27 protein-coding genes and 1 tRNA gene are annotated in these 26799 nt (G+C 65.2%); 15 read left to right on the top strand and 13 right to left on the bottom strand.

Going from position 1 to position 26799, the window contains the following annotated elements:
* The first annotated feature begins 38 nt into the window (after nt 1-38).
* Both ACVWZM_RS18400 and ACVWZM_RS18405 read left to right on the top strand, forming a co-directional pair.
* Nucleotides 39-2549: a glycoside hydrolase family 2 protein gene (locus ACVWZM_RS18400; RefSeq protein ID WP_456854135.1), complete on the top strand. Its 2511-nt coding sequence runs from the start codon at nt 39-41 to the stop codon at nt 2547-2549.
* Nucleotides 2546-4351 (top strand): alpha/beta fold hydrolase, encoded by a 1806-nt coding sequence (locus tag ACVWZM_RS18405; RefSeq protein WP_456854137.1) that lies wholly within the window; start codon nt 2546-2548, stop codon nt 4349-4351. Before ACVWZM_RS18400 ends, ACVWZM_RS18405 begins: the two co-directional genes overlap by 4 nt.
* Before the next feature lie 28 nt (nt 4352-4379).
* On the opposite strand, the gene ACVWZM_RS18410 is transcribed toward ACVWZM_RS18405, so the two are convergent.
* From ACVWZM_RS18410 to ACVWZM_RS18430, 5 genes are all read right to left on the bottom strand, one after another.
* A complete protein-coding gene (locus tag ACVWZM_RS18410) occupies nt 4380-5006 on the bottom strand; it encodes an ATP-dependent Clp protease proteolytic subunit (RefSeq protein ID WP_316395421.1) in 627 nt (208 codons plus the stop codon).
* A gap of 52 nt (nt 5007-5058) precedes the next feature.
* Nucleotides 5059-5415, bottom strand: a complete 357-nt coding sequence (locus ACVWZM_RS18415) for an SRPBCC family protein (RefSeq protein WP_076833645.1) — start codon at nt 5413-5415, stop codon at nt 5059-5061.
* A complete protein-coding gene (locus ACVWZM_RS18420; protein ID WP_016841428.1) occupies nt 5412-5726 on the bottom strand; it encodes an ArsR/SmtB family transcription factor in 315 nt (104 codons plus the stop codon). The genes ACVWZM_RS18415 and ACVWZM_RS18420 overlap by 4 nt, the downstream gene beginning before the upstream one ends.
* A gap of 178 nt (nt 5727-5904) precedes the next feature.
* Nucleotides 5905-7224, bottom strand: coding sequence for an ammonium transporter (locus tag ACVWZM_RS18425; protein WP_456856708.1), 1320 nt, complete (start codon nt 7222-7224; stop codon nt 5905-5907).
* A gap of 147 nt (nt 7225-7371) precedes the next feature.
* Nucleotides 7372-7710 (bottom strand): P-II family nitrogen regulator, encoded by a 339-nt coding sequence (locus ACVWZM_RS18430; protein WP_028335836.1) that lies wholly within the window; start codon nt 7708-7710, stop codon nt 7372-7374.
* A gap of 330 nt (nt 7711-8040) precedes the next feature.
* On the opposite strand from ACVWZM_RS18430, the gene ACVWZM_RS18435 reads away from it, so the two are divergent.
* On the top strand, nt 8041-8931 hold the full coding sequence (locus tag ACVWZM_RS18435) for a DUF4339 domain-containing protein (RefSeq protein ID WP_316395419.1): 891 nt from the start codon (nt 8041-8043) through the stop codon (nt 8929-8931).
* A gap of 43 nt (nt 8932-8974) precedes the next feature.
* Here the strand turns inward: ACVWZM_RS18435 and tesB are convergent, their stop codons facing one another.
* On the bottom strand, nt 8975-9838 hold the full coding sequence (gene tesB, locus ACVWZM_RS18440) for an acyl-CoA thioesterase II (RefSeq protein ID WP_016841424.1): 864 nt from the start codon (nt 9836-9838) through the stop codon (nt 8975-8977).
* 206 nt (nt 9839-10044) lie between these two features.
* Between tesB and ACVWZM_RS18445 the strand changes: the two genes are divergently transcribed.
* On the top strand, nt 10045-11265 hold the full coding sequence (locus ACVWZM_RS18445) for a ubiquinone biosynthesis hydroxylase (protein ID WP_076833641.1): 1221 nt from the start codon (nt 10045-10047) through the stop codon (nt 11263-11265).
* Nucleotides 11266-11366: 101 nt separating this feature from the next.
* On the opposite strand, the gene ACVWZM_RS18450 is transcribed toward ACVWZM_RS18445, so the two are convergent.
* Nucleotides 11367-11564, bottom strand: coding sequence for a Trm112 family protein (locus tag ACVWZM_RS18450; protein ID WP_018269337.1), 198 nt, complete (start codon nt 11562-11564; stop codon nt 11367-11369).
* Between the two features lie 46 nt (nt 11565-11610).
* The gene (locus ACVWZM_RS18455) at nt 11611-12147 is read right to left on the bottom strand and encodes a TetR/AcrR family transcriptional regulator (protein WP_456854139.1); all 537 of its coding nucleotides are present in this window, start codon (nt 12145-12147) and stop codon (nt 11611-11613) included.
* Between the two features lie 92 nt (nt 12148-12239).
* Here ACVWZM_RS18455 and ACVWZM_RS18460 point away from each other — a divergent pair, with 92 nt between their 5' ends.
* The 6 genes from ACVWZM_RS18460 (at nt 12240) to ACVWZM_RS18485 (ending at nt 17609) form a co-directional block, all read left to right on the top strand.
* Nucleotides 12240-12590 carry a hypothetical protein gene (locus ACVWZM_RS18460; RefSeq protein WP_456854141.1) on the top strand — a complete coding sequence of 117 codons (351 nt, stop codon included), beginning with the start codon at nt 12240-12242 and terminating at the stop codon, nt 12588-12590.
* An 11-nt stretch (nt 12591-12601) separates the two neighbouring features.
* Complete coding sequence (locus ACVWZM_RS18465; protein ID WP_456854143.1) at nt 12602-13408, top strand: crotonase/enoyl-CoA hydratase family protein; 807 nt, start codon at nt 12602-12604, stop codon at nt 13406-13408.
* Entirely contained in the window at nt 13405-13827 is a 423-nt protein-coding gene (locus ACVWZM_RS18470) for a PaaI family thioesterase (RefSeq protein ID WP_456854145.1), read from the top strand. The genes ACVWZM_RS18465 and ACVWZM_RS18470 overlap by 4 nt, the downstream gene beginning before the upstream one ends.
* Nucleotides 13828-13988: 161 nt before the next feature.
* The gene (locus tag ACVWZM_RS18475; RefSeq protein ID WP_456854147.1) at nt 13989-16523 is read left to right on the top strand and encodes a bifunctional diguanylate cyclase/phosphodiesterase; all 2535 of its coding nucleotides are present in this window, start codon (nt 13989-13991) and stop codon (nt 16521-16523) included.
* Between the two features lie 221 nt (nt 16524-16744).
* A complete protein-coding gene (locus ACVWZM_RS18480; RefSeq protein WP_092081268.1) occupies nt 16745-17041 on the top strand; it encodes a PepSY domain-containing protein in 297 nt (98 codons plus the stop codon).
* Nucleotides 17042-17051: 10 nt separating this feature from the next.
* Entirely contained in the window at nt 17052-17609 is a 558-nt protein-coding gene (locus ACVWZM_RS18485; protein ID WP_456854149.1) for a cytochrome b/b6 domain-containing protein, read from the top strand.
* A gap of 100 nt (nt 17610-17709) precedes the next feature.
* On the opposite strand, the gene ACVWZM_RS18490 is transcribed toward ACVWZM_RS18485, so the two are convergent.
* Both ACVWZM_RS18490 and trxA read right to left on the bottom strand, forming a co-directional pair.
* On the bottom strand, nt 17710-18384 hold the full coding sequence (locus ACVWZM_RS18490) for an LON peptidase substrate-binding domain-containing protein (RefSeq protein WP_028335846.1): 675 nt from the start codon (nt 18382-18384) through the stop codon (nt 17710-17712).
* 30 nt (nt 18385-18414) lie between these two features.
* Complete coding sequence (gene trxA, locus ACVWZM_RS18495) at nt 18415-19335, bottom strand: thioredoxin (protein WP_026192069.1); 921 nt, start codon at nt 19333-19335, stop codon at nt 18415-18417.
* 222 nt (nt 19336-19557) lie between these two features.
* Here trxA and ACVWZM_RS18500 point away from each other — a divergent pair, with 222 nt between their 5' ends.
* The 5 genes from ACVWZM_RS18500 (at nt 19558) to ACVWZM_RS18520 (ending at nt 23526) form a co-directional block, all read left to right on the top strand.
* A complete protein-coding gene (locus ACVWZM_RS18500; RefSeq protein ID WP_057021346.1) occupies nt 19558-20049 on the top strand; it encodes an SRPBCC family protein in 492 nt (163 codons plus the stop codon).
* A 160-nt stretch (nt 20050-20209) separates the two neighbouring features.
* Nucleotides 20210-20284 (top strand) — tRNA-Gly (locus ACVWZM_RS18505).
* 287 nt (nt 20285-20571) lie between these two features.
* Nucleotides 20572-21204 (top strand): DUF2865 domain-containing protein, encoded by a 633-nt coding sequence (locus ACVWZM_RS18510; RefSeq protein WP_456815185.1) that lies wholly within the window; start codon nt 20572-20574, stop codon nt 21202-21204.
* Nucleotides 21205-21472: 268 nt separating this feature from the next.
* Nucleotides 21473-22750: a PQQ-dependent sugar dehydrogenase gene (locus ACVWZM_RS18515; RefSeq protein ID WP_057021345.1), complete on the top strand. Its 1278-nt coding sequence runs from the start codon at nt 21473-21475 to the stop codon at nt 22748-22750.
* A gap of 194 nt (nt 22751-22944) precedes the next feature.
* Nucleotides 22945-23526, top strand: coding sequence for a c-type cytochrome (locus ACVWZM_RS18520; RefSeq protein ID WP_456854152.1), 582 nt, complete (start codon nt 22945-22947; stop codon nt 23524-23526).
* Between the two features lie 106 nt (nt 23527-23632).
* Here the strand turns inward: ACVWZM_RS18520 and panE are convergent, their stop codons facing one another.
* From panE to ACVWZM_RS18535, 3 genes are all read right to left on the bottom strand, one after another.
* Nucleotides 23633-24553: a 2-dehydropantoate 2-reductase gene (panE, locus tag ACVWZM_RS18525; protein ID WP_456854154.1), complete on the bottom strand. Its 921-nt coding sequence runs from the start codon at nt 24551-24553 to the stop codon at nt 23633-23635.
* 111 nt (nt 24554-24664) lie between these two features.
* Complete coding sequence (locus tag ACVWZM_RS18530; protein WP_057021342.1) at nt 24665-25270, bottom strand: 2-hydroxychromene-2-carboxylate isomerase; 606 nt, start codon at nt 25268-25270, stop codon at nt 24665-24667.
* 110 nt (nt 25271-25380) lie between these two features.
* Entirely contained in the window at nt 25381-26730 is a 1350-nt protein-coding gene (locus ACVWZM_RS18535) for an MATE family efflux transporter (RefSeq protein ID WP_433994863.1), read from the bottom strand.
* Nucleotides 26731-26799: the final 69 nt, after the last annotated feature.

The raw sequence follows: 26799 nt of genomic DNA on the forward strand, positions 1-26799 counted from the left end.
CCTGCCGGTCATGGGAATGCATGTGTATGGACGCTTTGGTGTCGACGACCGACACGGCCGAGCCTCTGGACAGCGGCTGGTGCATGGTCGTCTCGCCGGCCGGCGCGTGGGCGTCTCCGGCGGCGATCGACGGCAGCGCCGAATGGCTGGAGGCGGCGTGCCCCGGCACGGCCGCTGCTGCGCTGGAACGGCTTGGCCGCTGGGACCGCAACCATCCCACTCCGCTGCACGACCAGGACGTCTGGTATCGTCGCCGGCTCGATGTCGCCGGCCCGGCCCGTCTCGTATTTGACGGCTTGGCGACGGTTGCAGAGGTCTGGCTCGACGATCGCCTCGTGCTGTCCTCGACCTCGATGTTCGAGCGCCATGATGTGGCCCTGACGCTTGCCGGCGGCGAGCAACTGGCCATCGCATTCCGCAGCCTCGACCGCCATCTGGAAACCCTGACCGGTCCGCGTGGGCGCTGGCGGCCGCGCATGATCGACGATCAGCGGCTGAGGCTCGTACGGACCACGCTGATCGGCCATATGCCGGGTTGGTGCCCTGGCTTCGACATCGTCGGACCATGGCGACCGATCAAGCTGATCCGCGATACCAACCGGCAAGGCGTGCGCGATGTGCAAATGCAGGCCGACCTCGCCGGCACAACAGGGCATCTTTCCATCGCGATTACGCTGGACGATCCGTTTGATGACGCGCCGGCCACGGTCGCCTGCGCGGGCGCTGTCGCCGCATTGACCTCGGAGACAGCGACGCGGCTGACGGCGAAACTGGATATTGCGAACGTTGCGCCATGGTGGCCGAGCAGCCATGGCGATCCGGCGCTGCACGAGGTTGTCGTCACGCTAGGCTCGATCCGAGTAGCGCTCGGCCGCGTCGGTTTCCGGCATATCGAGATCGATCGCGGCACCGACGGACGCGGCTTTCGGCTGGTCGTCAACGGCGTATCCGTCTTTTGTCGTGGCGCGGTGTGGACGCCGTCCGACCTGGTGCGGCTGCCGTCCTCACGCGAAGAGATCGCGCGCGACCTCGATCTTGCACGACGGGCGGGCGTCAACATGCTCAGGGTCGGCGGCACGTTCGTCTACGAGAGCGACGCGTTTCACGAGCTCTGCGACGAGATGGGCATCCTGGTCTGGCAGGATCTGATGCTCGCCAATTTCGACTATCCGGCGAAGGACGAAGCCTGGCAGGCGTCGCTCTCGCGCGAGGTCGGGAATTTGCTCGGGCGGCTCAGGCATTCGCCGTCACTCGCCGTTCTGTGCGGCGGCAGCGAGGTGGCACAGCAGGCGGCGATGATGGGCATGCCGATGTCGATGGATCCGACGCCCTGGTTCGACAAGGTGGTGCGCCCCATCGCTGAAGCGAAGCGTCCCGACCTGGTGCTTGTGACGTCATCGCCATCCGGCGGCAACCTGCCTTTCACGGCTGATGGCGGGCCGATGCATTACTACGGGGTCGGCGCCTATTGCCGGCCGCTGGATGACGCGCGCCGGGCCGAAGTGCGCTTCGCGAGCGAATGCCTTGCCTTTGCCAATGTGCCTGACCAGGCAACGCTGGATGCGCATCTGCCGGTGCCGCCGGTGCACGATCCGCGCTGGAAGGCGGGTGTGCCGCGCGACGTCGGCGCGTCGTGGGACTTCGAGGATGTGCGCGAGCACTATCTGGAAACGCTTTTTTCCGTCGACGCGCGCCGGCTGCGCATCGAAAATACCAGACGCTATCTCGAGCTCTCCCGTGCGGTGACGACCGAGATAGTGGAGCGCACCATCGACGAATGGCGCAGACCCTGTTCGCCGACGGCTGGAGCACTGCTGTTCTTCTGGAAGGACTTGCGGCCGGGCGCGGGTTGGGGCCTGGTCGATTCGACCGGCCGGCCTAAGCCCGTCTGGCACGGGCTGAGGCGGGCATTTGCCCCGCTACGGCTGATCCTGAGCGACGAGGGCGTCAACGGGCTGACCGTCCATGCCGTCAACGATACCGCGCAGACCGTTCGGGCGACATTATCGCTGACCTGTCTGCGGGACGGCGTCACGCCGGTGGTGTCGGCGCGCCAACCGATCAGCGTGCCGGCGCACGGCGGCCTGTCGCTTTCGGCCTTCTCGGTACTCGGCGCCTTTTTCGATATTTCCTACGCCTATCGCTTCGGGCCGCCCGGCCATGAAGTCACCGTTGCAAGGCTGGAAGGCGACGACGGGAAGGTCTTTGCCGAGGCCTTCCATGTGCTGCCGGGTGTCATGACCGCGCAGCGCGACGTCGGCCTGACTGTGAGTTTGGTGCGTTGGAAGGACGCGTGGCGGCTGCGGCTGGCCTGCAAACGCGCGGCCTACCACGTCTCCATCCAGGATGATCGGTTCGTTCCAACGGAGAACAATTTCCACCTGATGCCGGGCATCGAGCGGGAGGTCGGCCTTGACGGTCCGTCCCTGGCGACGCCTGGCGGCGCGGTGACAGCGCTCAATGCCGATCGCGACGCGAGCTACGAGGTGCCGAGAGCGGAAGAATTGGAAGTCGTGCGGACAAGGGAGTCCGCCGGGAGCATGACATGAAACCAGTTGTCTTTGCCGATACCATCGGCTGGCTGAACGTAGCGAAGGGGCGGCGGGGCGTTGTCATAGCCGGCGCGCATGGTCATGAGGATCTGTGCAGTCGCCGATTCCTGAAGCTGTTGTCCGACAGGGCGGCCGCGGGGGGCCTGCCTGTCCTGCTGTTTGACTATCCCGGTTGTGGCGACGCTGCCGGCGACCATTCGGCGCCGGGCCGGGTGATGGCCTGGACCGCCAGCATCGGCGCGGCGATCGACCGGTTGAAGCGGGATTGCGGCGTGGAGGATGTCATCCTCGCCGGCTTCCGTCTCGGCGCGCTGCTGGCCCCGCTCGCTGCGGCGGGGCGGGACGACGTGGCAGGCCTTGCGCTGCTTGCGCCACCGAGTTCCGGCAAAACCTATGTGCGCGAAATCACCGCAATGTCGCGCGTGATCGATGGGTCGCTCGCCAAGAGCGCCGCAAGCGACGCGACGTTCGCCGAGGGCCGCGAGGTCGTCGGCTTCCGGCTTTCGCATGAGACGCTCGCCGATCTGTCGAGGCTGGATTGGCGGCGGGCCGTCGCGGCCCTTCCGCCCCTGCCGATGCTTTTGATCGCGAACGGAAAGCCGTTGGCAGGCTCTGAAATCCGCGACGGTCGAACTTCTTTCGAAGGCGCGACAATCGCGGAGTTCAAGGACTATCACCTGCTCATGTGCGACCCGACCGCGAACCGGATCCCGGCCGACGTTGTCGATTGCTGGGCGGATTGGTTGTCCGACCGGGCCGTCGCCGGCGTAGCTCAGGGCGTCGAGTCCCTGACCGGCCGCGAGCTATTGGAGGGATCGCACTACACGGAAGAGCCGGTTGTGATCAGGCAGGCGCCATTGATCTGTGGCGTGCTGACCCGGCCACGTGACGGCCATGCTGCGGCCGATCCGGTCATCTTGCTCAACTCCGGCGGCGTGCCGCATGTCGGTTGGGCGCGCGGCACGGTCGAGGCGGCGCGCGAGCTTGCCGCCGCCGGCGTGGCGTCGCTACGCATTGACCTGCCGGGCCTCGGCTTGAGCGACGATGCCGGGAGCAATCGTCTGTTCCTCTATGATTCCCGCACCCGCTTCGACGTCAGCGCGGCGATTGACTGGATGCAGCGGGCGGGCTTTGCCAAAGTCGAGCTTGTGGGCACATGCTCGGGCGCCTTCCAGGCCTTTCACACTGCGCGCGCGGACCGCCGCGTCAGCGCCCTCACCATGATCAACCCGCTCTGCTTTGCCTGGAACAGTTCCTACGCGCTGGAGCTTACGGCCTGGAAAGCATACGAAACCTCCAAGGCGAATCGCGGAAGCCAGCAGCAGATCGGTCCGGCGGACGGGCCTGCGATGACGACCAGGTCCGCCTGGAAGCTGTCAGTGTCAGATAGCGCCAGGCGGCTGGTGCGGCGCGGATTGGAAGCCGTCAAGTCGACGCTGTCGGCGATGCATCCGTCCGCCTTGCTTGGTCGTAACCGCGTCGAGCGCTGGATGCGCGAGCTTTGTAGCCGCGGCGTGCGCGTCCTCATGGTCACCTCGGACGGCGATCTCAGCCTGCAGGAGATCGCACGGCATTTCGGTCAGGACGGCAAACGGCTCACAAGTATACCTGGAGTGACGCGGTTGACGCTGCCGAACGCCGACCATTCGCTGACGCCTCGTCATGCGCGGCGCGCTGTCGTCGCGCGCCTGATCGACCACCGCGGCGGCGGCAGGCGCGGAGGATCGAGCCGTCCCGATGCCGTGCGGGTCACGGTGCAGCATGCCGAGGTGAAGCCTAAATCGATGGCGCTGTCATAAAACGGTTTGGCCGCTCCAGCGACGAAGATCAACGCGGCACCGGATCATGTTTTTCGGCGGCGTCGCGTGCCGCAAAGACCTTGTCGATCAATCCCCATTCGAGCGCCTGCTGCGCGGACATGAAGTGATCCCGATCCAGGGTCCGTTCCACGTCGGCTTCGGTGCGCCCGCAGTGCTGCGCATAGAGTCGGATGATGCGCCGCTTGGTCTCCTGCATCTCGGTGGCATGGATCAGGATGTCGGACGCCTGGCCCTGGAAGCCACCGAGCGGCTGATGCACGTGGAGGCTCGCATTCGGCAGCGCGGCGCGGTGACCGGGCTCGCCGGCCATCAAAAGGAACGACCCCATCGAGCGCGCCGTGCCCATGCACAGCGTGTGCACCGGCGCCTTGATGAACTGCATGGTGTCGTACATCGCAAGCCCGCTGGTGATCACGCCGCCATAGGAGTTGATGTAGAGGTTGATCGGCTTGTTGGGGTTGTCGGCTTCGAGGAACAGCAGCTGCGCGCAGACCAGGCCGGACATCGCATCATTGACCTCGCCGTTCAGGAAGATGATGCGCTCGCGCAGGAGCCTGGAATAGATGTCGAAGGAACGTTCGCCGCGGCTCGACTGTTCGACGACCATAGGGACGAGTTGCATCATGTCGCGCATCGGCGACCTCCATTGCTGCAGGTGATGAAGTCTCGGTAGGTGAGGTTGGGGATCAGGCCGCGCGCATCATTGTGCGGTTGTTGCTGTTGGCCGGTTGCGGCTGTTTTGCCCTGATGTCGCAGGCTTGCTGGACGATGCGAAACCTTGTGCCGCCGGCCTCGTTCGGCTCGATCCGGAAGGTGACATGGCTTTCGCGAAACGGCGGCTCGGACTCGCGCAGCCGGAAGCGCACCTCTTCGCCAGCGATCGATGACAGGGGTTCAGCGTCCGCGAGATCGCAATCCGGGAGCCAGCGTTCGCGCAGAGCCGGAATGGTCACCGCGCGCCATACTTTTTCAGGCGGTGCATCGAGCTCGTATTCGAGCATCAGGTCGGCGTCGGCATGATCAGGCTCAACTGTGTCGCTCATTGATCCATGTCCTTCAGCAGATCGGAGAGCGCTTCGATGCGCTTCGGCCAATAGGCGCGGTAGCGGGCAAGCCAGGTCCCGATGCTGGCGATGCCGTCCGGGTCGACCTCATAATTCACGAAGCGGCCCTGTCGCTGCTCGCGCACCAGCCCTGCCGCGCGCAGCACCGCCAGATGCTGCGACATCGCCGGTTGGCTGATCTCAAGTCCGTCGCGCAAGGCGCTGGCGTTCAGACTGCCGCCGGCCAGCTTCTCAAAGACCTTGCGGCGGGTCGGATCGGCCAGCGCCTTGAAGATGTCGGTGTCGACCATGACGACACATAAGCATACACTTATGTGTCGTGCAAGCCCGAACCTTGCTCGCGCCGTACTTCGTGACGTCGCGGCGCTCGGGTCCTTTGCATGGGGTTGTTTTACAAATTCGCCCTCGCGGTGGCCGGTGTCGTCGTCCTGGCCCCGTGAGTCCGGCTGCCACCGCCGCCTCTGCTACTTACTGCAGCGCCTCGCCATGCTGGGACATGTCGAGACCTTCGAGCTCCTGCTGCATCGAGACGCGCAGCGGGACGAAGGCGCTGACCAGCTTGAGCAGCACGAAGGTGACGCCGCCGCACCAGACAAAGGTGACCGCGACGCCGTAGAGCTGGATCAGCAGCTGCTTCGGATTGCCCTCGAGCAGGCCGGACGTGCCGCCGATCGCCGAGGCCGCGAACACGCCGGCAAGCAGCGTGCCGGTCAGGCCGCCGATGCCGTGCACGCCGAACACGTCGAGCGAGTCGTCATACTTGAAGCGATGCTTCAGCCAGGTGCAGGCCCAGAAGCAGACCAGGCCGGCAATGATGCCGATGACGACGCCGTGCCACGGCGCGACGAAGCCGGATGCCGGGGTGATGGTGCCGAGTCCCGCGACCGCACCCGAGATCATGCCGAGCACCGACGGCTTGCGGCGCGTCGCCCATTCGATCGCGCCCCAGGTCAGCGCGCCGGCGCAGGCCGCAAGATGGGTGGCGGTGATCGCCATCACCGCGCGCGAATTGGCCGCGAGCGCCGAACCGCCGTTGAAGCCGAACCAGCCGACCCAGAGCAGGCCGGTGCCGACCACCGCGAGCGACAGATCGAACGGCGAAAGATTGTCATGGCCATAGCCGTGGCGGTTGCCCATCACCTTGGCCGCGACCAGGCCGCTGATGCCGGCGGAGAGATGCACCACAAGACCGCCGGCGAAATCCAGCACGCCCGTTGCAGCGAGGAAGCCGCCGCCCCACACCCAATGCGCCAGCGGCACATAGGCGAAGATGAACCAGCCGATCGAGAACAGCACATAGGCGGAGAACCGCATGCGGTCGGCGACCGAGCCTGCGACCAGCGCCACCGTGATGATCGCGAACGTCATCTGGTACAGCATGAACAGCGCTTCGGGGATGGTCTTCGCCGCCGGATTGATGCTGTCCATGGTGATGCCGGTCAGGAACCAGCGATCGAGCGAGCCGAGCCAAGGACCGTCGCCGACGAAGCTCAGCGAATAGCCGAAGGTGACCCAGAGGATCGAGACGAGCGCAACGGCGGTGAGGCTCTGCGCCATCGTCGCCAGCACGTTCTTCTTGCGCACCATGCCGGAGTAAAACAGCGCCAGTCCGGGGATCGTCATCATCAGCACCAGCGCGGTGGCGACGATCATCCAGGCGGTGTCGGCGGCGTTGACGCCGGCGCTGGATGCCGAGTCTTGCGCGAAGGCCGGCGTGGCTTGCGCGAACAGGATTGCAGCAGTGATCGGCGCAGCTGATATCGCTGCACGAAGAGCTCGTGCCCCCATCATCATTCCCCGGCGGTCGTCGTTTCTTGGTGTGCGGTTGTGGCGTGCGCCGGCGTCGTTGCCGGCGATGATCTCGATCGTTTTGTTTGGGCATGATCTCCGCGCAAACGCTTTCCGCGTTTGTCGCGAGGGATCAGGCTCCAGGGTTCAGAGCGCGTCGTTGTCGGTCTCGCCGGTGCGGATGCGCAGCGCATGATCGATCGGCGTCACGAAGATCTTGCCGTCGCCGATCTGGCCGGTGCGGGCGTGCTCGGTGATGACGCTGACCGCCTTGTCGGCGAGCTCGGTATCGACGGCGATCTCGATCCGAAGCTTGGGCAGGAAGTTCACGACATATTCGGCGCCGCGATAGATCTCGGTGTGGCCCTTCTGGCGGCCATAGCCCTTCACCTCGGTCACCGTCATGCCGTGGACGCCGATCGCGGTCAGCGCTTGGCGCACCTCATCGAGCTTGAACGGTTTGATGATCGCGACGACGAGTTTCATGGTTCAGGCCTTCATTCCCTTGAGGTTTTCCGTGTGCGCCCGTCCCGGAGCGGCACTTGCCGTCCCGCGAGCCGGCACCTGCTGCCTCCCGGAGCGGCAATTTGCCATCCCCGAGCGGCACTTCGCGTTCGCCAAATCTGGCAGCTTTCTGGGCAAATGGCATAAAAAACTTGCAGGTTGAAGCGGAAAACATGCGCAGCGCGTGTGCTCCCTCACTGTACGGAATGGAAACGCTCGGCCACAATGTGGCTTTCCCGCCCCGGCCAGCGCTCTTGCTGGTTCGTTTCGCCTATCGCGTGTCCCTGTGCGCGCGCCCCGAGGAAACAAGAAATGTCGAACCGAAACTGGTTTTATGCATCCGAAGGCCAGCAAAAGGGCCCCCTGCCTGAAACCCAGCTCCGCGACCTGATCACCCGGGGCACGGTGGGGGCCGACACCCTGGTGTGGACCGAGGGCATGGCCGGCTGGCAGAAGGCCGGGGAGATTCCGGGCCTCGTCCCGAGCGCCGGCGCGCCGCCGGTATTTCCGCAAGCCGGCGGACCGCCGCCGGTGGTGGCGTCCGGAAGCTATAGCGGCGGCACGCTGTCCGCCGACTTCCCGATCTGGGGCCTGTTCGGCCGCAGCCTCCTGATGTTCATCGGCCAGATTCTCGTCATCCCGGCGCCGTGGACCGCGACCGGCCTGTACCGCTTTGCGATCCCCTATATCCGCGTGCCGGGCCGGCCGCATTTCGCCTTCACCGGGCAGCCGCTCGACATCTGGTGGGTCTTCATCGTGCTCGGCCTTCTGACCTATGCCGGCGTGGCCGACAGCAACATCGTGACGCTGCTCTCGCTGCTGTTGCAGGGCTTCCTGAGCTGGATGATCGTGCGCTGGATCATCGGCCATCTCAGCTCGAGCGGCCAGGACCTGCCGATCTCGTTCAAGGGCAGCCCGGTCGCCTATGTCGGCTGGTACGTGGCGATGGTGGTCTCGGCCATCACCATCATCGGCTGGGCCTGGGTGCTGACCGCCTGGATGCGCTGGATCTGCCGCAACATCGACGGCACGCGCCGCGAGGTCAGCTTCAATGCGTCCGGCATCGAGGTGCTGTGGCGAACCATCGTGTTCACCATCGCCTGCGGCTTCCTGATCCCGATTCCGTGGGTGCTGCGCTGGTACGGCAACTGGTTCGTCTCCCAATTCGCGCTGACCGAGCGCGGCGCCTACGCCGGCCAGTAAGCGCGATCTCATCGTGCCCACCGGCTCCGTTCGAGCGTGAGCGCTACGCCTTTCGCTCGCGCACCGATCCTTCCTGCGCGACGGACGCCACCAGCGTGCCGTCGGGCTTGAAGATCAGGCCGCGTGTCAGGCCGCGGCCCGACTGTGCGCTCGGCGAATCCTGCGCGTAGAGCAGCCATTCGTCGGCGCGGAACGGGCGGTGAAACCACATCGCGTGATCGAGGCTCGCAGGCATCATGCGCTTGTCGAACAGCGTGCGGCCGTAGCGCGCCATCACGGCATCGAGCAGCGAGAAATCCGATGCATAGGCGAGCGCGCACAGATGCAGCGCGGGATCGTCGGGCAGCTTGGCGGCGGTGCGGATCCAGACATGGATGCGGCCGTCGTCGATCTTCTGGCCGAAATAACGGCCGAGCTCGACCGGGCGCAGCTCGATCGGCCGGTCGCTCTCGTAATAGCGGCGGATGAACTCCGGCATCTCCTTGAACATCGGCTGCTTCGACACTTCCTCCGCGGTCAGCTTCTCCGGCGGCGGCACGTCGGGCATCTTCTCCTGATGATTGAAGTTGCTCTCCTCCTCGGCATGGAACGACACCATGATGGAGAAGATCGCGTTGCCGTGCTGGATCGCGGTGACGCGGCGGGTGGTGTAGCTCTTGCCGTCGCGCAGCCGCTCGACCTGGTAGATGATCGGGATCTGCGGATCGCCGGGCAGGATGAAGTAGCAATGGATCGAGTGCGGCAGGCGGCCCTCGACGGTGCGGCAGGCCGCCACCATCGCCTGGCCGATCACCTGGCCGCCGAACACGCGCTGCCAGCTCGTTTTCGGGCTGTTGCCGCGAAACAAATTCACTTCGAGCTGCTCGAGATCGAGGATGGACAGCAGGTCGATCAGGCTCTTGGACATCGGCGGCTTTCGGTTTGACTTGAACGGTCATTCCGGGGCACGGGCAAGCGTGAACCCGGAATCTCGAGATTCCGGGTTCGATGCTGACGCATCGCCCCGGAATGACGTCCGTTAGGTTCGTGACCTTGTTTCTGGCCCCTGTTTCGCCCAGCTATTATCAGGTAGCAAGCATAGTCTGAGAGCGTGAGGCGCGTAAGGGAAGGGCAATGCCGGCACAGCGAAGTATTGTCATCTGCGGGGGCGCATTTGCAGGGTTGGCGCTGGCCGTGGCGCTGCGCCAGGGGCTTGGGCCCGACATCCCGGTCATCGTGGCCGATCCGGCGCTGAGCCAGCGCCCGAGCCGCGATCCGCGCGCGACCGCGATCGTGGCGGCCTGCCGGCGGCTGTTCGAGACCCTCGGCGTCTGGGGCCAGGTGGCGCCGACGGCGCAGCCGATCACGGATATGGTCGTGACCGACTCCAAGCTGGAGGACGCGACGCGCCCGGTATTCCTGACCTTCGCCGGCAATGTCGCGCCCGGCGAGCCGTTCGCCCATATGGTCGAGAACCGCTATTTGATCGATGCGCTCGCGAGCCGTGCCGAAGCCGAGGGCGTCGAGCTGCGCGCCGCCGCGGTGTCGAGCTTCGCGTCGCGGCCCGACGGCGTCAGCGTTACGCTGGCCGACGGCACCGTGATCGATGCGAGCCTGCTGGTTGCCGCCGACGGCGCCCGCTCGAAGCTGCGCGAGCGCGCCGGGATTGCGACCCATGGCTGGGACTACGACCAGTCCGGCATCGTGGTCACGGTCGGGCACGAGCGCGAACATCACGGCCGCGCCGAGGAGCATTTCCTGCCCGCCGGGCCGTTCGCGATCCTGCCGCTGACCGGTAATCGCTCGTCGCTGGTGTGGACCGAGACGCGCAACGATGCCGCGCGCATTGTCGCCTTGAACGAAGAGCAATTCCACGCCGAGCTCGAGCAGCGCTTCGGTCTGCATCTCGGCGAGATCAAGCCGCTCGACAAGCCGCGCGCCTTCCCGCTCGGCTATTTCGTCGCGCGCTCGTTCATCGCCGAACGGCTGGCGCTGATCGGCGACGCCGCGCATGTGATCCATCCGATCGCGGGGCAGGGGCTCAACATGGGCCTGAAGGATGTCGCTGCGCTCGCCGAGGTCGTGGTCGATGCGGCGCGGCTCGGCATGGACCTCGGCCAGGCCGACGTGCTCGAGCGCTACCAGCGCTGGCGCCGCTTCGATACGATGGCGATGGGCGTCGCCACCAACTCGCTGAACTTCCTGTTCTCCAACGAATCGACGCTGCTGCGCACCGTGCGCGACATTGGCCTCGGGCTCGTCGATCGCGCGCCGCCGCTGAAGGAGATGTTCATCCGCCAGGCGGCGGGACTGTCAGGCGAGGTGCCGCGGCTGCTGAAGGGCGAGGCGCTTTAGCCCTCGTAGCCCGGATGAAGCGAAGCGAAATCCGGGGCCGGCCTTTCAGCGGTGCGACTTCCCCGGATTTCGCTGCGCTCCATCCGGGCTGCGCGCTGACATCAATCGATCTTCCTCGCCTCTTCCGGCAGCATGATCGGAATGCCGTCGCGGATCGGATAGGCGAGCTTGGCGGAGCGCGAGATCAGCTCCTGCCGCGCGGCGTCGAATTCCAGCGGCCCCTTGGTGATCGGGCACACCAGGATTTCGAGCAGTTTTGGGTCGGCAGTGCTCTCGAGATGGTCGGTCGTGGAATTCATGGGAGTCTCCGGCTCGCCGTGATGTAGCACATCCAAATAAGCGCTGTCAGCGCTTGGCCATCCGCAGCAGTTCATCGATCGCGGCCTGCTGACGCGGCTTCGGCAGCGCCTGCTCGGACAGCGCGTAGCCGATGAACGCCCAGTAGAAGATCTGCGCGCGGCCGCGCGCCACGTCGTCCGGGAATCCGGCCTGCCGCAGCAGGGTTTCGATATAGCCGACCCGGCGCTGGTCGACCTCGAGCACGGCGGCGCGCGCCACGGCATCGGCGGTGGCCCAGCTGCGCACCGCGCGTTCCAGCGCCAGCCGCGCCGAGAAGGCACGGCGCAGCAACAGCGCCAGCGCGTCGCCGCCTTCCGGAATGGTCTCGAGCTCCGCGATCACCTGCTCGGCCGCGACCTCGCGCCAATGGGTCAGGATCGCCGCGCGGTAGGCGCCGATGTCGGCGAAATGCCAGTAGAAGCTGCCGCGCGAGACGCCCATGGCCTTGGCCAGCGGCTCGGCCTTGAGCGCCGTGAAGCCGCGTCGCGCCAGCGTCTTCAGGCCCTGATCGAGCCAGTCCTTGACCGAGAGCTGATCCGTCATGGTTCCCCGTCCCGCCGCCACCATACACAGGTGTATTGACAGGCGCCAGCGGGCGGTGTCATATCCATACAGTAGTGTATGGAGGCATTGCGATGCGTGATCTTCTGCTGCAGGGCGCCGGCGTCGTCGCCATTCTGGTCAGCCTGATCCATGGCGTACTCGGCGAGACCAGGATATTCGCGCGCGCCACCGTCGAGCCGCCGCGGCTGCGGCTCTTGCTTCGCCTGGTCTATCAGGCCGGCACCATTGCCTGGATCGGCGGCGGCGTGCTGCTGATCGCCGCGCCCGCGATGGCCTCCGATGCCGCGCGGCACTGGATCGTGGCGACGCTCGGCGTCGTGTTCGGCATCGCGGCGCTCGCCAACGCGGTGGCGACCCGCTTCCGCCACTTCGGCTGGATGGCGATGAGCGCCGTCGTGGCGCTCGCCGCCGCCGGCTATTAGCGAGGGCGACCATGACGACTGATCGCATCAGCCTCAGCATCGCCGATGGCGTCGCGGACGTCAGGCTCAACCGCCCCGACAAGCTCAATGCGCTCGATCCGGCGATGTTCGCCGCGATCGCCGAGATCGGTGCGCAGCTTGCGGACAACCGCAAGCTCCGCGCTGTGGTGCTCTCGGGCGAAGGGCAGGCCTTCTGCGCAGGCCTCGACATGGAGCGGCTGGTCGCAACGACGGAGGGCGAGTCCATCCTGCCCTTTGCCGATCTCGGCCGGCGGACCCACGGCATTGCCAACTTTGCGCAGCATCTGGTGTGGCTCTGGCGCGAGCTGCCGGTGCCGGTGATCGCCGCCGTTCATGGCGTTGCGTTCGGCGGCGGCTTTCAGCTGATGCTCGGTGCCGACATCAGATATCTCGCACCCGGCACGCGCCTTGCGATCATCGAGGCCAAATGGGGGTTGGTGCCCGACATGGCCGGCACGCAGCTGATGCGCCATCTCGCGCGCGAGGATGTGGTCCGTGAACTCACCTACACCGCGCGCGTCTTTTCCGCGGACGATGCGCTTGGTCATGGCTTCGCCACCCGGATCGTCGAACAGCCGCGCGAGGCCGCGCTGGAGACGGCGCGCGCGATCGCGGACCGCAGCCCGGATGCGATCCGCGCCGCCAAGCGGCTGCTCAATCGTGCAGCCGATCGCGATGCGGCGACCGGACTCGCAGCCGAAACGGCCGAACAGGCGCTTCTGCTCGGCTCGCCCAATCACATCGAGGCCGTCAGGGCGAATCTCGAACGGCGGCCCCCGCAATGGAGCTTTACATGACGACTGGCCCGGGCTTCGATCTCGAACGTCTCGTTGCGACCAATGCGTCGGCGGCCTTCAATCGGCTTGCCGGCTTCGAGGTCGTCTCCGCCGGCACCGGCACGGTGGAACTGCGGATGCCTTGGCGCGACGATCTCACCCAATATGCGGGTCACCTGCATGCCGGCGTGATCGCGGCGCTGCTCGACACCGCCTGCGGCTTTGCCGCGGCGTCGATCGCAGGTTCCGTCACCGCATCGCATTTCTCGATGAACTGCTTGAAGCCCGCGCTGGGCCGCTGCTTCATCGCCAGAGGAACCACATTGCGTGCCGGACGCAGGCAGGTCTTCGCGCGCGCGGAACTTTTTACGGAGAACGAGCAGGGTGAAGCCTCGTTGGTTGCAACCGGTGAAACCGTGCTCGTTCCGCTGGCAGGCTAAGCCGCGCGGATCGCGCATGACTGTGAAATTTATGGAGCCATCAATTTCGGTGCGGAATCGGCTTACGCGCGGATAACCATGCCACTGAAAGTTGCAGAATATTATCGAGAAGACAATTCAATCAGCCTAGCCTGTGCGCACGGACAACCATGGACCGACGCATGTTTCGTGTTCTTACGTGCCTTTCAGGTGAGCATGACTGGCGGCTCGTTCTGCTCGCCGGACTGGTCTGCTTCGTTGCCAGTATTGTGGCCGTCAATATTTTTCATCGCGCAATTGCATCGCAGGCGAGGACCCGGCTGATCTGGATTGCGATCGCGGGAGCCGCCATCGGCTACGGTATCTGGGCAACGCATTTCATCGCCATGCTGGCCTATGAGCCGGGAATCCCGACCGGCTACGGTATCGTCCTCACCGCGCTGTCGCTCGCCGCGGCGATGATGCTGACATCCGGCGGCCTCGGCCTTGCCGCCAGCGACTCCAGCCGCTGGCGCGCGCCGGTCGGCGGCGCCGTGATCGGAGCCGGCATCGCCAGCATGCACTATCTCGGGATGTGGGCGCTGGAGGTGCCGGGCCACGTAGTCTGGTCGCTCGATCTCGTGGCGGCCTCCGTCGTGCTCGGCATGCTGTTCGGCTACGCCGCGCTGGCGATCGCGGTCCGCCGTCAGGACCGCTGGATGTCGCTCGTCGCAGCGCTGCTGCTGACGCTCGCGATCGTGTCGCATCATTTCACCGCGATGGGCGCGGTCGAGATCGTTCCGGATCCGTTGCTGGCTCCGGCGGCCCTGTCGCTCTCGCCTGCCTTCCTCGCCATCGTGATCGCCGGTGTGGCGCTGTCGGTGCTCGGGATGAGCCTGGTCGGCGTGCTCGCGGATCGCCGGCTGGCGCTTCGCACCCGCCGCTTCGAGGAGATCATCAGCCAGCTTTCGTCGGCGCGACAGCAGGTCGAGGCGTCGCAGAAGGCGCTGGAGGAGCAGAGGTTCCGGCTGGATACCGCGATCAACCACATGGGCGAGGGCCTCTGCATGTTCGATGCGGAGAAGCGCCTCGTCGTCTGCAACGATCGCTACGCCAAGATGTACCGGTTGCCGCCGGAATTGCTGCTGCCCGGCACGGCCCATCGCGCGATCATCAGGCATCGCATCGCCAACGGCATTCTCAAGGGCGAGACCAGCGACAGCGCCGCGACGCAGGTGCTCGCGACACTGAACGCGCTCCCGGCCGGCGAGATCAACAGCCGGGTCGACGAGCTCGCCGACGGCCGCTTGATCTGCGTGACGCGGCAGCCGATGCCCGGCGGCGGCTGGGTGGCGACGCATCGCGACGTCACCGAGCAGCGGCGCTCCGAGGCCAAGATCACCTATATGGCGCAGCACGACGCGCTGACCGATCTGCCGAATCGCGTGCTGCTCAAGGAATGGATGGAGCGCGCGCTCTCCGGTGCCCGGTGCGGCGGACCGAGTCTTGCGGTGCTGATGCTCGATCTCGACCGCTTCAAGGACGTCAACGACACGCTCGGGCATCCGGCGGGCGATGCGCTGCTGAAGTCGGTGGCCGCGCGCTTGCGCAGATCCGTCAGTGATACGACGCTGGTTGCGCGGCTCGGCGGCGACGAGTTCGCGGTGATCGACCATGTCAGCGATCCGGTCACGGAAGCGGGCCTGCTCGCCGAGAAGATCAGGAAGGCGCTCAGCGAGCCGATCGATCTCGGCGATCATCGGGTGACCACCACGACCAGCATCGGCATTGCGATCGCTCCGCGCGACGGCACCGATTCGGACGAGGTGCTGCGCAGCGCCGATCTCGCGCTTTACTCGGCCAAGAGCGGCGGGCGCGGCTCGTTCCGCTTCTTCGAGCCGGAGCTCGATCGGCTGCTGCAGGCCCGTCGCAGCCTCGAGCGCGACATGCGCAGTGCGCTCGCCAATGGCGAGTTCGAGCTGCACTATCAGCCGTTCATCCACGTCGCGAGCGGGGAGACCTGCGGCTTCGAGGCGCTGCTCCGCTGGCACCATCCGCACCGCGGCATGGTATCTCCGGCGCAGTTCATTCCGCTGGCGGAAGAGACCGGCCTGATCGTGCCGCTGGGGGAATGGGTGCTGCGCACCGCGTGTGCGGAAGCAGCCAAATGGCCGGGCGACCTCAAGATCGCGATCAACCTGTCGCCGGTGCAGTTCAGGAGCCCTGAGTTGGTCCCGGTGATCGTGCGCGCGCTGGCGAGTGCCGGAATTTCGCCGGAGCGCCTCGAGCTCGAGGTCACCGAAACCGCCATCATTCAGGACAGCGAAGCGGTGTTTACCGCGCTGAGCCAACTGCACGATCTCGGGGTGCGGATCGCGCTCGACGACTTCGGCACCGGCTACTCGTCGCTGAGCTTTCTGCAGAAGTTTCCGTTCGACAAGGTCAAGATCGACCGCAGCTTCGTGTCCGAGCTCTCGGGAGCGAGCGACGAGTCGCGCCGGATCGCGCGCGCGATCGTGCGCTTTGCCGTCAGCCTCGGCAAGACCACGACGGCCGAAGGCGTCGAAACCAGGGAGCAGCTCGACATCCTCCGCGCCGATGCCTGCGTGGAAGTGCAGGGCTTCCACTTCAGCCCGCCGGTGCAGAGCGAGAAGGTCGCACAGATGATCGGCGGGCGAACCCCGGCAGCGGCCGAACGGCCTACGGTCCGTCTTGCAATGGCGGGTGCCGCGTCCTGATCGATGGGCTGCGCCGGCGGCCCCGATACGCATGAGGCTTAAGGCCGCAGCACGCCTTCAAAACCGATCTGCGCGTGGAGCGCAAAGCCGTTTTGGCGACCGTTAGAATTCCTCTAAAGCCAGCCGTCGCGGCGCTTCCTTGACTTGGCAATCGCCTCAGCATTCTTCACGCATATGCCCTGCGCGAAGGCGTTGTGGGTATGATTGTCAACGGAGGGGATATGCGCGTGAGAGTGATTTCGAGTGCTGCGCTTGCAGCATGCGTCCTTGGGAGCGTTCTTGGGTTGACCGGATCGGCGGCGTTCGCCGACGGCTACAAGAATTGCACCAAACTCGACAAGGCGTCGTGGAAGCCGGCAAGCGAGGCCGAAGCCAAGGCCAAGGCGCTCGGCTACGAGGTGCGCCGGTCGAAAATCGAGGGCTCCTGCTACGAGGTGTACGGCGTCAAGGAAGGCAAGCTCTACGAGCTGTTCTACAGCCCGGAAGACCTCAGCCTGAAGCACACGATCGCGAAGTGAAGCAGGCGCGATGACGGAGGCGGCGCGGGGCGCCCGCGGCGCGACCAGCGTGCAGGTCTGGGACCTGCCGCTGCGGCTGTGGCACTGGGCGCTCGCCATCCTCGTCCTGGTCGCCTGGGTGACGCCCAGCACCTATGACCGGCTGCACCGGCTGGCGGGTTATTCGGTGATCGCCCTGCTGGCGTTCCGGCTGATCTGGGGCTTTGCCGGCACGCGCTACGCGCGTTTCGGCAGGCTCGGCGTCCGCCTGCGCGCCGCGCCGCGCTACATCTGGAATCTCCGGCGCGGCATCACCGGGCGCTACATCGGACTCAATCCGGCGGGCACCGTGATGCTGGTGGCGCTGCTGTTGCTGCTTGCGATCTCGACAATCACGGGCGTGATGGAGGTCACCGTGACCTTCTTCGGAGTCTGGTGGGTCGAGGATACCCACGCCTATGCCTCGGATGCGGTCATGGTGCTGGTCGGGCTGCATGTGCTCGGCGTCGTCGTGGTCGGTTTGCTGCAGCGTCAGAACCTGGTGCGCGCGATGTTCACCGGCCGCAAGCAGCTGCGCAATCGTTCTTAAGCTGAAGCCGCACCGGAAGTTTACCTCTCCCCGACGGGGAGAGGTGGACGATCGCGGGCCGAGCCGATCCAAACAACAAACGTCTGATCCCGGTCGGTAGCTACTGCACCGGCGGGTCGCCCGAGGTGCGCTTCTTGGCGAGGTCCATTTCGGTGACCGCGATCAGGATCTCGGCGCGGGTCTTCAGGTCCGGCGCCTCGAGCATCGCCTGCTTCTCGGCGGGGCCATAGGGCGACATCATCGCCAGCGCATTGACCAGCGCCTCGTTGGGCGCGGACTCGATACCTTCCCAGTCGACCTTCAGATTGTTGGCTTCCAGGAAATCGGCCAGCACTTCGAGCAGCGCCTTGCGGTCGACGGCCTCCTCACCCTTGCGCGCGGTGAAGTCGCCGGCGAAGGAGAAGAAGTCGACCTTGCACTGCCGGTACGGCGTCTGCACGGTCAGCTCCTCGACCACCTTGAAGCGCGCGACGCCGGTCAGTTCGAGGATGTAGCGGCCGTCGCCGGATTCGGCGAGCTGGGTGATGCGGCCGACGCAGCCGATCCGGAACAGGACCGGCTTCGCCTCTTTCTGCGAATGCGTCACGTCGGGCTGGATCATGCCGATCAGGCGATGGCCGTCGCGCAGCGCGTCGTCGATCATCGCGAGATATCGCGGCTCGAAGATGTTGAGCGGCATCTGGCCGCGCGGCAGCAGCAACGCGCCGGGCAGCGGGAACACCGGGATCACCTCCGGGAGCTCGCCGGGCCCGCGATATTCGGCATTGATCGGCATCTGCGGTCCCGCTGCTGTGACGGGCGTGCTTTACGAGAACAGGATGGTCGACAACCGCTTGCGCCCCTCGACGGTTGCCTCATCGGTGCCGCCCCACGCCTCGAAGAACTGCACCAGCTGCTTGCGCGCGCCGTCGTCGTTCCACTTGCGGTCACGCCTGACGATGGCGAGCAATTGCTCGGTCGCTTCCGTGCGCTTGCCCATCGCATTGAGCGCGGTGGCGAGATCGAATCGGGCCTGATGATCGAGCGGGTTTGCGGCGACTTTCTGTTCCAGCTCCGCGACCGGGCCGACCGCTTCCGCCTGTTCGGCGAGATCGATCGCCGCCTGCACCGCCTTCACCGCGGCGTCGTTGCGCTTGGATTCCGGAACCATCGCCAGCGTCTGCTTGGCCTGCTCCATCGCACCCGACGTGACGTAGCACTTGGCGAGGCCGGCGAGGGCCGCGATGTTGGTGGCGTCGTGCGCCAGCACCTCGGCATAGATCTGCGCGGCCTGGGCGGCGTCGCCCTCGGCAAGCACGGCGTCGGCCTCGGCCAGGATCTCGGTGAGATTGGGCTCGCCGGCGGCCGGCACGCCCTTGGTGATCTTCTCGATGAAGGCGTTGACCTGGCTCTCCGGCACCGCGCCCATGAAGCCGTCGGCGGGCTGGCCGCCCACGAAGGCGATCACGGCCGGGATCGACTGGATGCCCATCTGGCCGGGGATCTGCGGATGCTCGTCGATGTTCATCTTGACCAGCTTGACCCGGCCCTTGGCGTTGCGAACCGCCTTTTCCAGGATCGGCGTGAGCTGGCGGCAGGGACCGCACCACGGCGCCCAGAAGTCGATCATGACCGGTTGACGGCGCGATTCCTCGATGACGTCCTTGACGAAGGTCTGGGTCGTCGTCTCCTTGATCAGATCGGGCGCTGCCTCGGGCGTGGGGCCGCCCTGCTCCATTATCGTCACGTTGTCCTCGCCTGCTTCTGAGGTCGGAAATCCGGTGGGCGTTCTAGCACGCCCGGAACGGCACGTTCAGCCGTTCTGTCAGCTAGAGCATGATCCCGGAAAAGTGGGAACCGGTTTCCGGGATCATGCTCCGTAAATGGCAGTCAGCCGGCAAAATTCAATCGCTTGGCCGCCCGTCCCGTTCCATCGGAGATCGGGTGGGTTGGTGCCGCGGAACGGCCGATGATGGCGATCATTCATGACAGCAGGGGAGCGCTCGTGGCAAAGGCCTATTACAGCACGGTGTTCGAGCAGCCGGCCGGCGAGGTCTGGAAAATCATCCGCGATTTCAACAATTACCCGGTCTGGGTCCAGGGCGCGGGGGCGAGCGAGATCGAGGACGGCAAATCCGGCAATACCGTCGGGGCGGTGCGCAATGTGCTGTACCGGGGGCGGCGGATCCGGCAGCGGCTGCTCGCGCAGTCCGACGTCGAGCGCTTCCAGACCTACGAATTCGTCGACACCCCGACCCTGCCGATGACGGATTTCAGTGCGACCCTGCGGGTAACCCCGGTGATCGACGGCGACCGGGCCTTTATCGAATGGTGGGCCGTGTTCGATTGCGACCCGACCCGCCGCGTCGAGCTGGCGCAGACGCTGGCCGGCTGGTTCGAGACCTGGCTCGAATCGCTCCGGGACGAGATGGCCCTGAGGCCGGATCAGGCGGAAATCTAAAAAGAAATCGGCGGCGCAGCCGGTTTCGGCCGATTCGGGGTCAATTTTTAGAGAAACCGTGCGATTTCGTGAGGTTCGGACCGCGCTCTTGTGTTGCATTCACAGACAGCTTTTGGCATAGGTCTGCCGTTGCCGGCGAGCGATCGCCGCCATTTCGGATGCGGGTGTAGCTCAGTGGTAGAGCACGACCTTGCCAAGGTCGGGGTCGAGGGTTCGAGCCCCTTCGCCCGCTCCAAAACTTCTCGCTGACCGAGCTGACAGTCTGATGAAGGCCCGCTATTGGCGCGGGCTTTTTGCTGTCCGGCCCGAGGTCGCGTCTCCACGGCGCGATTGCGAGGTCAAGATGCCGCGGCCCGCCGTGGCGGTTTCCGGCCTTTGTTAACCGGCAAACGTTGCATTCTCAAAACTGATAGAAATCTGTGGTTGTGTTGGCGCTGGAATGGTTGCCGCCGGTTTTGCCGGCGCGGCAAGCGCGTGAACGATGTCGATCTGTTGGAAGCCGGCTCCGGGTTAAGTCGCCGCTTGGCTCGCGCAAACGTCGCTGCGCTGGTCGTGCTGGTCGGCGTCTGGACATGTTCGGGCGCATCAGCGCAGCAATTGCCGAGCGACTCGGCGTATGCCCCGGCGCCCAGCTTCTCTCCCATGCCTGGCTTTGGGCCGGCGCCTGACTTCGAGCCGGCCGAACGGCCGCGAGCGCGGGTCTACATCACGACGCGGTCGCACCGGGGCGGCCAGCAAAACTTCTGCGTCAGGACCTGCGACGGCCGCTTCTTTCCGTTGCCGCGCGTCAGCGAGACGGCGGACGTCAAGGCATGCGAGGCGGCCTGTCCCGCCGCCGAGGTGAAGCTGTACTCCAGCTCCGATATCGACAGCGCCAGAACCGAAGCCGGCGAGACCTACAAGGCGCTCGCCAATGCATTCCGCTTCCAGCGCGAGATGGTGCCGCAATGCTCGTGCAGCGCCGGCGCGTCCACCGGCCTTTCGCCGATTGCGATCGAGGACGACATGACGCTTCGCACCGGCGACATCATCGTCGCCGATGACGGCTTCAAGATCGCGGCGATCACGAGCGGGCAGCGGCGCAGCGTGTTGTTCAGGCCGCTGTCGAAGGCCAAGGCGCAAGCGCTCGGTCTGGCGCGCCTGTCGTCGCGATAGAGGCGATCACGAGCGTTAGCTTCATTCGAATATCACGCTGCGGTGCAGAATGCCTTGTTATCAGGCAGGCTGCTCAGGAAAATTTCGTCTCAAATATCGTCTCAACTAGTTTTGACGCAGCGCACACCGGCGGACGCGCTTTTCAGCGTCGATGGATGTGCTACCATTTTGCCGTCTGACCTACCTCACAGACCGCCACCATCATCTCTCAGGGCGTTCAAAATCAATAACAGGCAAGCTGCAACGGCTTGCGTAGGGGAGTGACGCGATGAAATCCGCTTTCAATCGATCAATACTTGCGTTCGCGGCGATCGTGCTGCTGGCGGGGACGACCTTCGCCAGTGCGCAGCAACAGACAGACAAGAATCGTGCGCTGAAGAAGTACGAATCGGGCACCAAGGAATTCTGGACCCATCCGCCGGACGACTGGTTCCTCGGCGACGAGACCGAAGCGCAGAAAGGCCTTGCCCCGCCGTCCGGTCCGCCGACCGGTGCGTCGGATTCCGAGCTCGCGACGATGATGAAGAAGATCAAGCTGCCGCCGGGCTTCAAGATCGAGGTCTATGCCTCGAACGTGCTCGCCGCGCGGCAGATGGCCTGGGGTGACAAGGGCACGCTGTTCGTCGGCTCGTTCGGGCTCGGCAACGTTTATGCGATCAAGGACAACAACGGCAAGAAAGAGGTCAAGACCATTCTCAAGGGCCTCAACATGCCGACCGGCCTCGCCTTCCGCGACGGCGCGCTCTACGTCATCGCGGTCGACAAGCTGATCAAGTACGACAACGCCGAAGCCAATCTCGACAATCTCGGCAGCGGCAAGGTGGTGTATGACGACATGCCGTCCTACGCGGCGCATGGCTGGAAATACATCGCCGTCGACAAGGAAGGCTGGTTCTACATTCCGTTCGGACCGCCCTTCAACATCGGCATTCCGCCGACCTCGGTGTCGCAGATCCGCCGCGTCGATCCGAAGACCGGCAACGCGGAAATCTGGGCGCTCGGCGTGCGCAACTCGGTCGGCGGCGACGTCGATCCGCGCACCGGCAAGTACTGGTTCACCGAGAATGCCCGCGACTGGATCAGCGACGATCTGCCGAGCGACAAGCTCAACGTGATCTCGAAGATCGGCGAGCACTTCGGCTATCCCTATTGCCACCAGGGCAACCTGCCGGACACCAAGTTCGCGATGGGTCACAAGTGCTCGGAGTTCACTCCGCCGGTGTACAATCTCGGTGCGCACGTCGCGCCGCTCGGCATGAAGTTCTATACCGGCAGCCAATTCCCGGCCGAGTACAAGAACAGCATCCTGATCGCCGAGCACGGCTCCTGGAACCGGCATAAGTACCAGGGCGGCCGCATCGTGAAGATCACCGCGAGCCCTGACGGCAAGAACGCCAAGCAGGAGATCTTCGCCGACGGCTGGATCGAGGGTGACCAGGGCTATCTCGGCCGTCCCGCCGACATCCTGCTCGACAAGGATGGCTCGATTCTCGTCGCCGACGACTGGGCCGGTGCGATCTATCGCATCAGCTACAGCAAGAAGTAACGGTTGAAACAATGCGGGGCTGCGGTGGCCGATCAGGCAGCCGCAGCCCCGTTTACGTGGTTCGGCAAGCCCAACGACGGAACAGACTCGTCATGCCCGGACTTGATCCGGGCATCCATCCAAACAACAACCCTTCTGCAAGCCAGATGGATTGCCGGGCCAGGCCCGGCAATGACCCGTGGAGAAAACTGGCAATGCGTGTTGCGTCCTTTGCAATCCTGTTCGCGGCGGTGATCGCAGTTGCGTCGTCCGCCAATGCCGTCGATGTCGCCGCCGGCAAGGCGAAGGCCGAAATCTGCGCCGCTTGCCACGGCGACAACGGCATCTCGCAGACCGAGAACATTCCCTCGCTCGCCGGCCAGCTCGACCAGTACGTTCAATGGCAGCTGGTGTTCTTCCGCGCCGGCGCGCGCAAGAACGAGCAGATGCAGCCGATCGTCGAGCAGCTCAACAACGACGACATCCGCAATCTCGGTGCCTATTTCGCGTCGCTGACGCCGTTCAAGGGCGGCAAGGACGACAATCCGGACTTGTCCGAAAAGGGCAAGCAGGCCGCCGCCGGCCGCCGCTGCGCCTCATGCCATGGCGATACGTTTGCCGGTACCAAGGCGGTGGCCCGCATCGCCGGCCAGCGCGAGGAATATCTCGTCAAGGCGCTGCACGATTACAAGTCGGGCCAGCGCTCCGGCGGCGCCCAGGCCGCGATGGCCGATGTTGCCTATCCGCTGAGCGACGAAGAGATCACCGCGCTCGCGCATTATCTGGCACATCTGTAGGTACGAAAAATGTGCGTAGCCCGGATGGAGCGCAGCGCGATCCGGAGCGCTCTATCTGCCGCGAGATGATTCCCGGATTTCGTTCCGCTCCATCCGGGCTACAAGATCACCCAGCCCGCTGCTTCTCATACGCCTTGAGATGCGTGTAGGCCGCGCGCAGCTTCGGCACCGGGATCTTGGCGGCGTCGGCGCGCACGATCAGGTCGCCGATCACGTGATCGGCCTCGACCGGCAGCCCCGCCTTGATGTCGCGGAACATCGATGCGGTCATCGGCGAGCCCTCGGTGGTCAGGAGCCCGCGGGTGCGCTGGAAGAACGGGCCGCCCGGGCCATGGCCGGCGTCGGCGGCGATCGCGCTGCATTCGTCGAGGATGCCGAGCAGGAAATCCTTGCCGCCGGGCGCGGCCAGGATGTTGCCGACCGAGGTCCGCATCAGGCTGGTGGAGGCGGCGAGCGAGGCCAGGAACACCCACTTCTCCCACATGTCCTGCATCACATGCTCGCTGGCGTTGGCGCCGTTGATCGCCGAGAAAGTTTCAGCGATCGCGCGCACCCGGTCCGACAGGCCGCCGGCGCGCTCGCCGAAGCCGAGCGACTGCATCGGCTGCAGCTGCACCACCTCGCGCTTCTCGTTCAGCGTCGCCGCGATCGCGCACAGGCCGCCGAGCACATGCTGAGCTCCGAACGTCTTGTCGAGCGTATCGAGATGCAGCATGCCGTTGAGCAGCGGGATGATCGCGGTCTTGTTGCCGACGGCGGGCGCAAAGGACTTGATCGCATCCTCGAGATCGAACGCCTTGCAGCTCAACAGCACGACGTCGAACTTGTCCGACAGCTTGTCGGCCTGCACGGTCGGCGGGTTGTTCAGCGTGACATCGCCGTTCGGGCTCTTGATCACGAGCCCGGCGGAGGCGAGCTCGGAAGCGCGGCGAGGGCGCACCAGGAAAGTGACGTCGCGGCCGGCCTGAAGCATCCGGCCACCGAAATAACCGCCGATCGCACCGGCGCCGACCACGAGAACGCGCATGGGAATTTGTCCTTCTTTGTTGTTGCCCGAGGAGGCGAGCGAATAGGGAGTAGCGAATAGATAAGGATACTGTTCGACTATTCGCTACTCGCTATTGGCCATTCGCTCATCTCACTTTCCCGATACCATTTCCTCGACTTCGCGCAGCTGCTCCTTGCCGAAGAAGATCTCGTTGCCGACGAAAAAGGTCGGCGAGCCGAACGCGCCGCGCTCGACGGCGGATGAGGTATATTCGATCAGCTTGGCCTTCACATCCGCGTCCTGTGCGCGGGCGAACAGTTTCGCGGCGTCAAGGCCGGAGGAGGCGATGGCTTTACCGGCGACCTCAGGATCGTCCATCTTCTTGGGCTCGACCCACATGTGGTGGAAGGCGGCCTCGATATACTTCTCGAACACGCCCTCAAACTGGGCGGCGACCGCCGCGCGCATCAGGTTCAGCGTATTGACCGGGAAAAACGGGTTCCAGGTGTAGGGCTTGACGTTGAAGCGCTTGAGAAAGCGTTCGGTCTCGATCTTCTGAAACTCCGGCTTGTTCCTGACGCCCGCCAGCGTCTCGGCCGGCGACTTGTTGTTGGTGGCCTTGAAGATGCCGCCGAGCAGGATCGGGACATATTCGAACTTGACGCCGGTGCGCTTTTCGATTGCCGGGATTGCTTCATGGCTGAGGAAAGCGTTGGGGCTGCCGAAATCGAACAGGAATTGCGGATTTTGGCTCACGGCGGTCTCTCCCTCGGCCTGTCTAGTTTGGGCTTATTTAGCATGGACCTGCTGTCGCAGGCGCCATCTGTAGAATATGATAGTCATCATGTGAGCCGCGGCGCGCGATGTCAAATCAGCCGCTTGATGGTCTGCTTGCGCCATACCAGGGCGTAATAGGCCATCTGCAGCACGAACATGGTTGCGAAGGTGACGGGATAGGCGATCCAGATGCCGCTGACTCCGATGGAGCGGCTGAGCAGGATCGCGACCGGCACCTCGACCACCGCGATCGCCAGCGTCGAGAGCAACAGCGGCATCCACACCGTGCCGCCGGCGCGCATCGCGCCCGAAAACACCGTCGCCATGCCGAACAGCACCATGCTCCACAGCACGATGTACAACAGCTGCTGCGCCAGCCCGAGCACGGCATTGTCGACGATGAAGAAGCCCATCAGCGGCCGCGCGAAGAGATAGCCGAGCACGACCAGCCCGCCGGTCAGCGCGAGATTCATCTCGATCCCGGTCCGGACGATGGCGCCGACCCGGGCGGAATCGCCGCGGCCGATCGCCTGCGCGCCGAAGATCGACACCGATATCGCGATCGAGATCGCCGGAAACTGCACATAGCCGATCACCTGGTTAACCGCGCCATAGGCCGCGGTGGCGTCCGAGCCGAAGCCGTTGACGAGGCCGAGCAGCACCAGTTCGGCGAGCGAGACCACCACCATGCCGATCGCGGTCGGAATGCCGAGCCGCAGCACGATGCGCAGCAGCGCGCCGTTCGGCCGCATCGCGCGCAGAAACGCGGCGTCGAAGGCCAGCGCATGGCGGTGCCGCAGCATATGGACATGCAGCCACAGCAGCGTGACCACGCCCGAGACCGCGGAGGCAACCGCAGCGCTGGCGACGCCGAGCATCGGCAGGCCGAGCCAGCCGCGGATCAGCGCCGGTGTCACCACCAGGCCGATGGCGGTCGAGACCGTCAGCGCAACCAGCGGCGTCACGGTGTCGCCGACGCCGCGCATCATCGCCGTCAGCAGCAGGAATGCGAAGGTGATGGGCATCGTGATCATCATGATCCGCGCATAAGCCGCCGCGGCGTCGAGGACGTCGGATGGCGTCGCGAGCGCGATCAAGAGCGGGCGGGCGAACAGGCCGCCGAGGACCGCGATCGCCAGCGCGAGCAGCAGCGTCACGGTCATGGTGGTGCCGGCGACCGCCTTCACCCGGTCGGGCTCGCCGGCGCCCCAGGCCTGGCCGATCATGACCGAGGCGCCGGCGCTCAGGCCGATCACGAAGGAAATGAAGAAGAACATCACCGGAAAGAACACCGAGACGGCGGCGAGCGCGTCGACGCCGATCATCTGGCCGAGATAGACGCCGTTGATGGTGCCGAACAGCGACTGCAGCACGTTGCTGAGCAGCATCGGCGCGAGGAAGGCGAGGAAGGCTTTGCGCAGGGAGGGAGGGTTGGACACGTTCAACTTCCAAAAATTGCGACGTCAGGGACGGCGGCGGACCAGGGCTGCGGTTCAGTTCGATCAGAA

The organism is Bradyrhizobium sp. USDA 4501, from assembly GCF_054062115.1.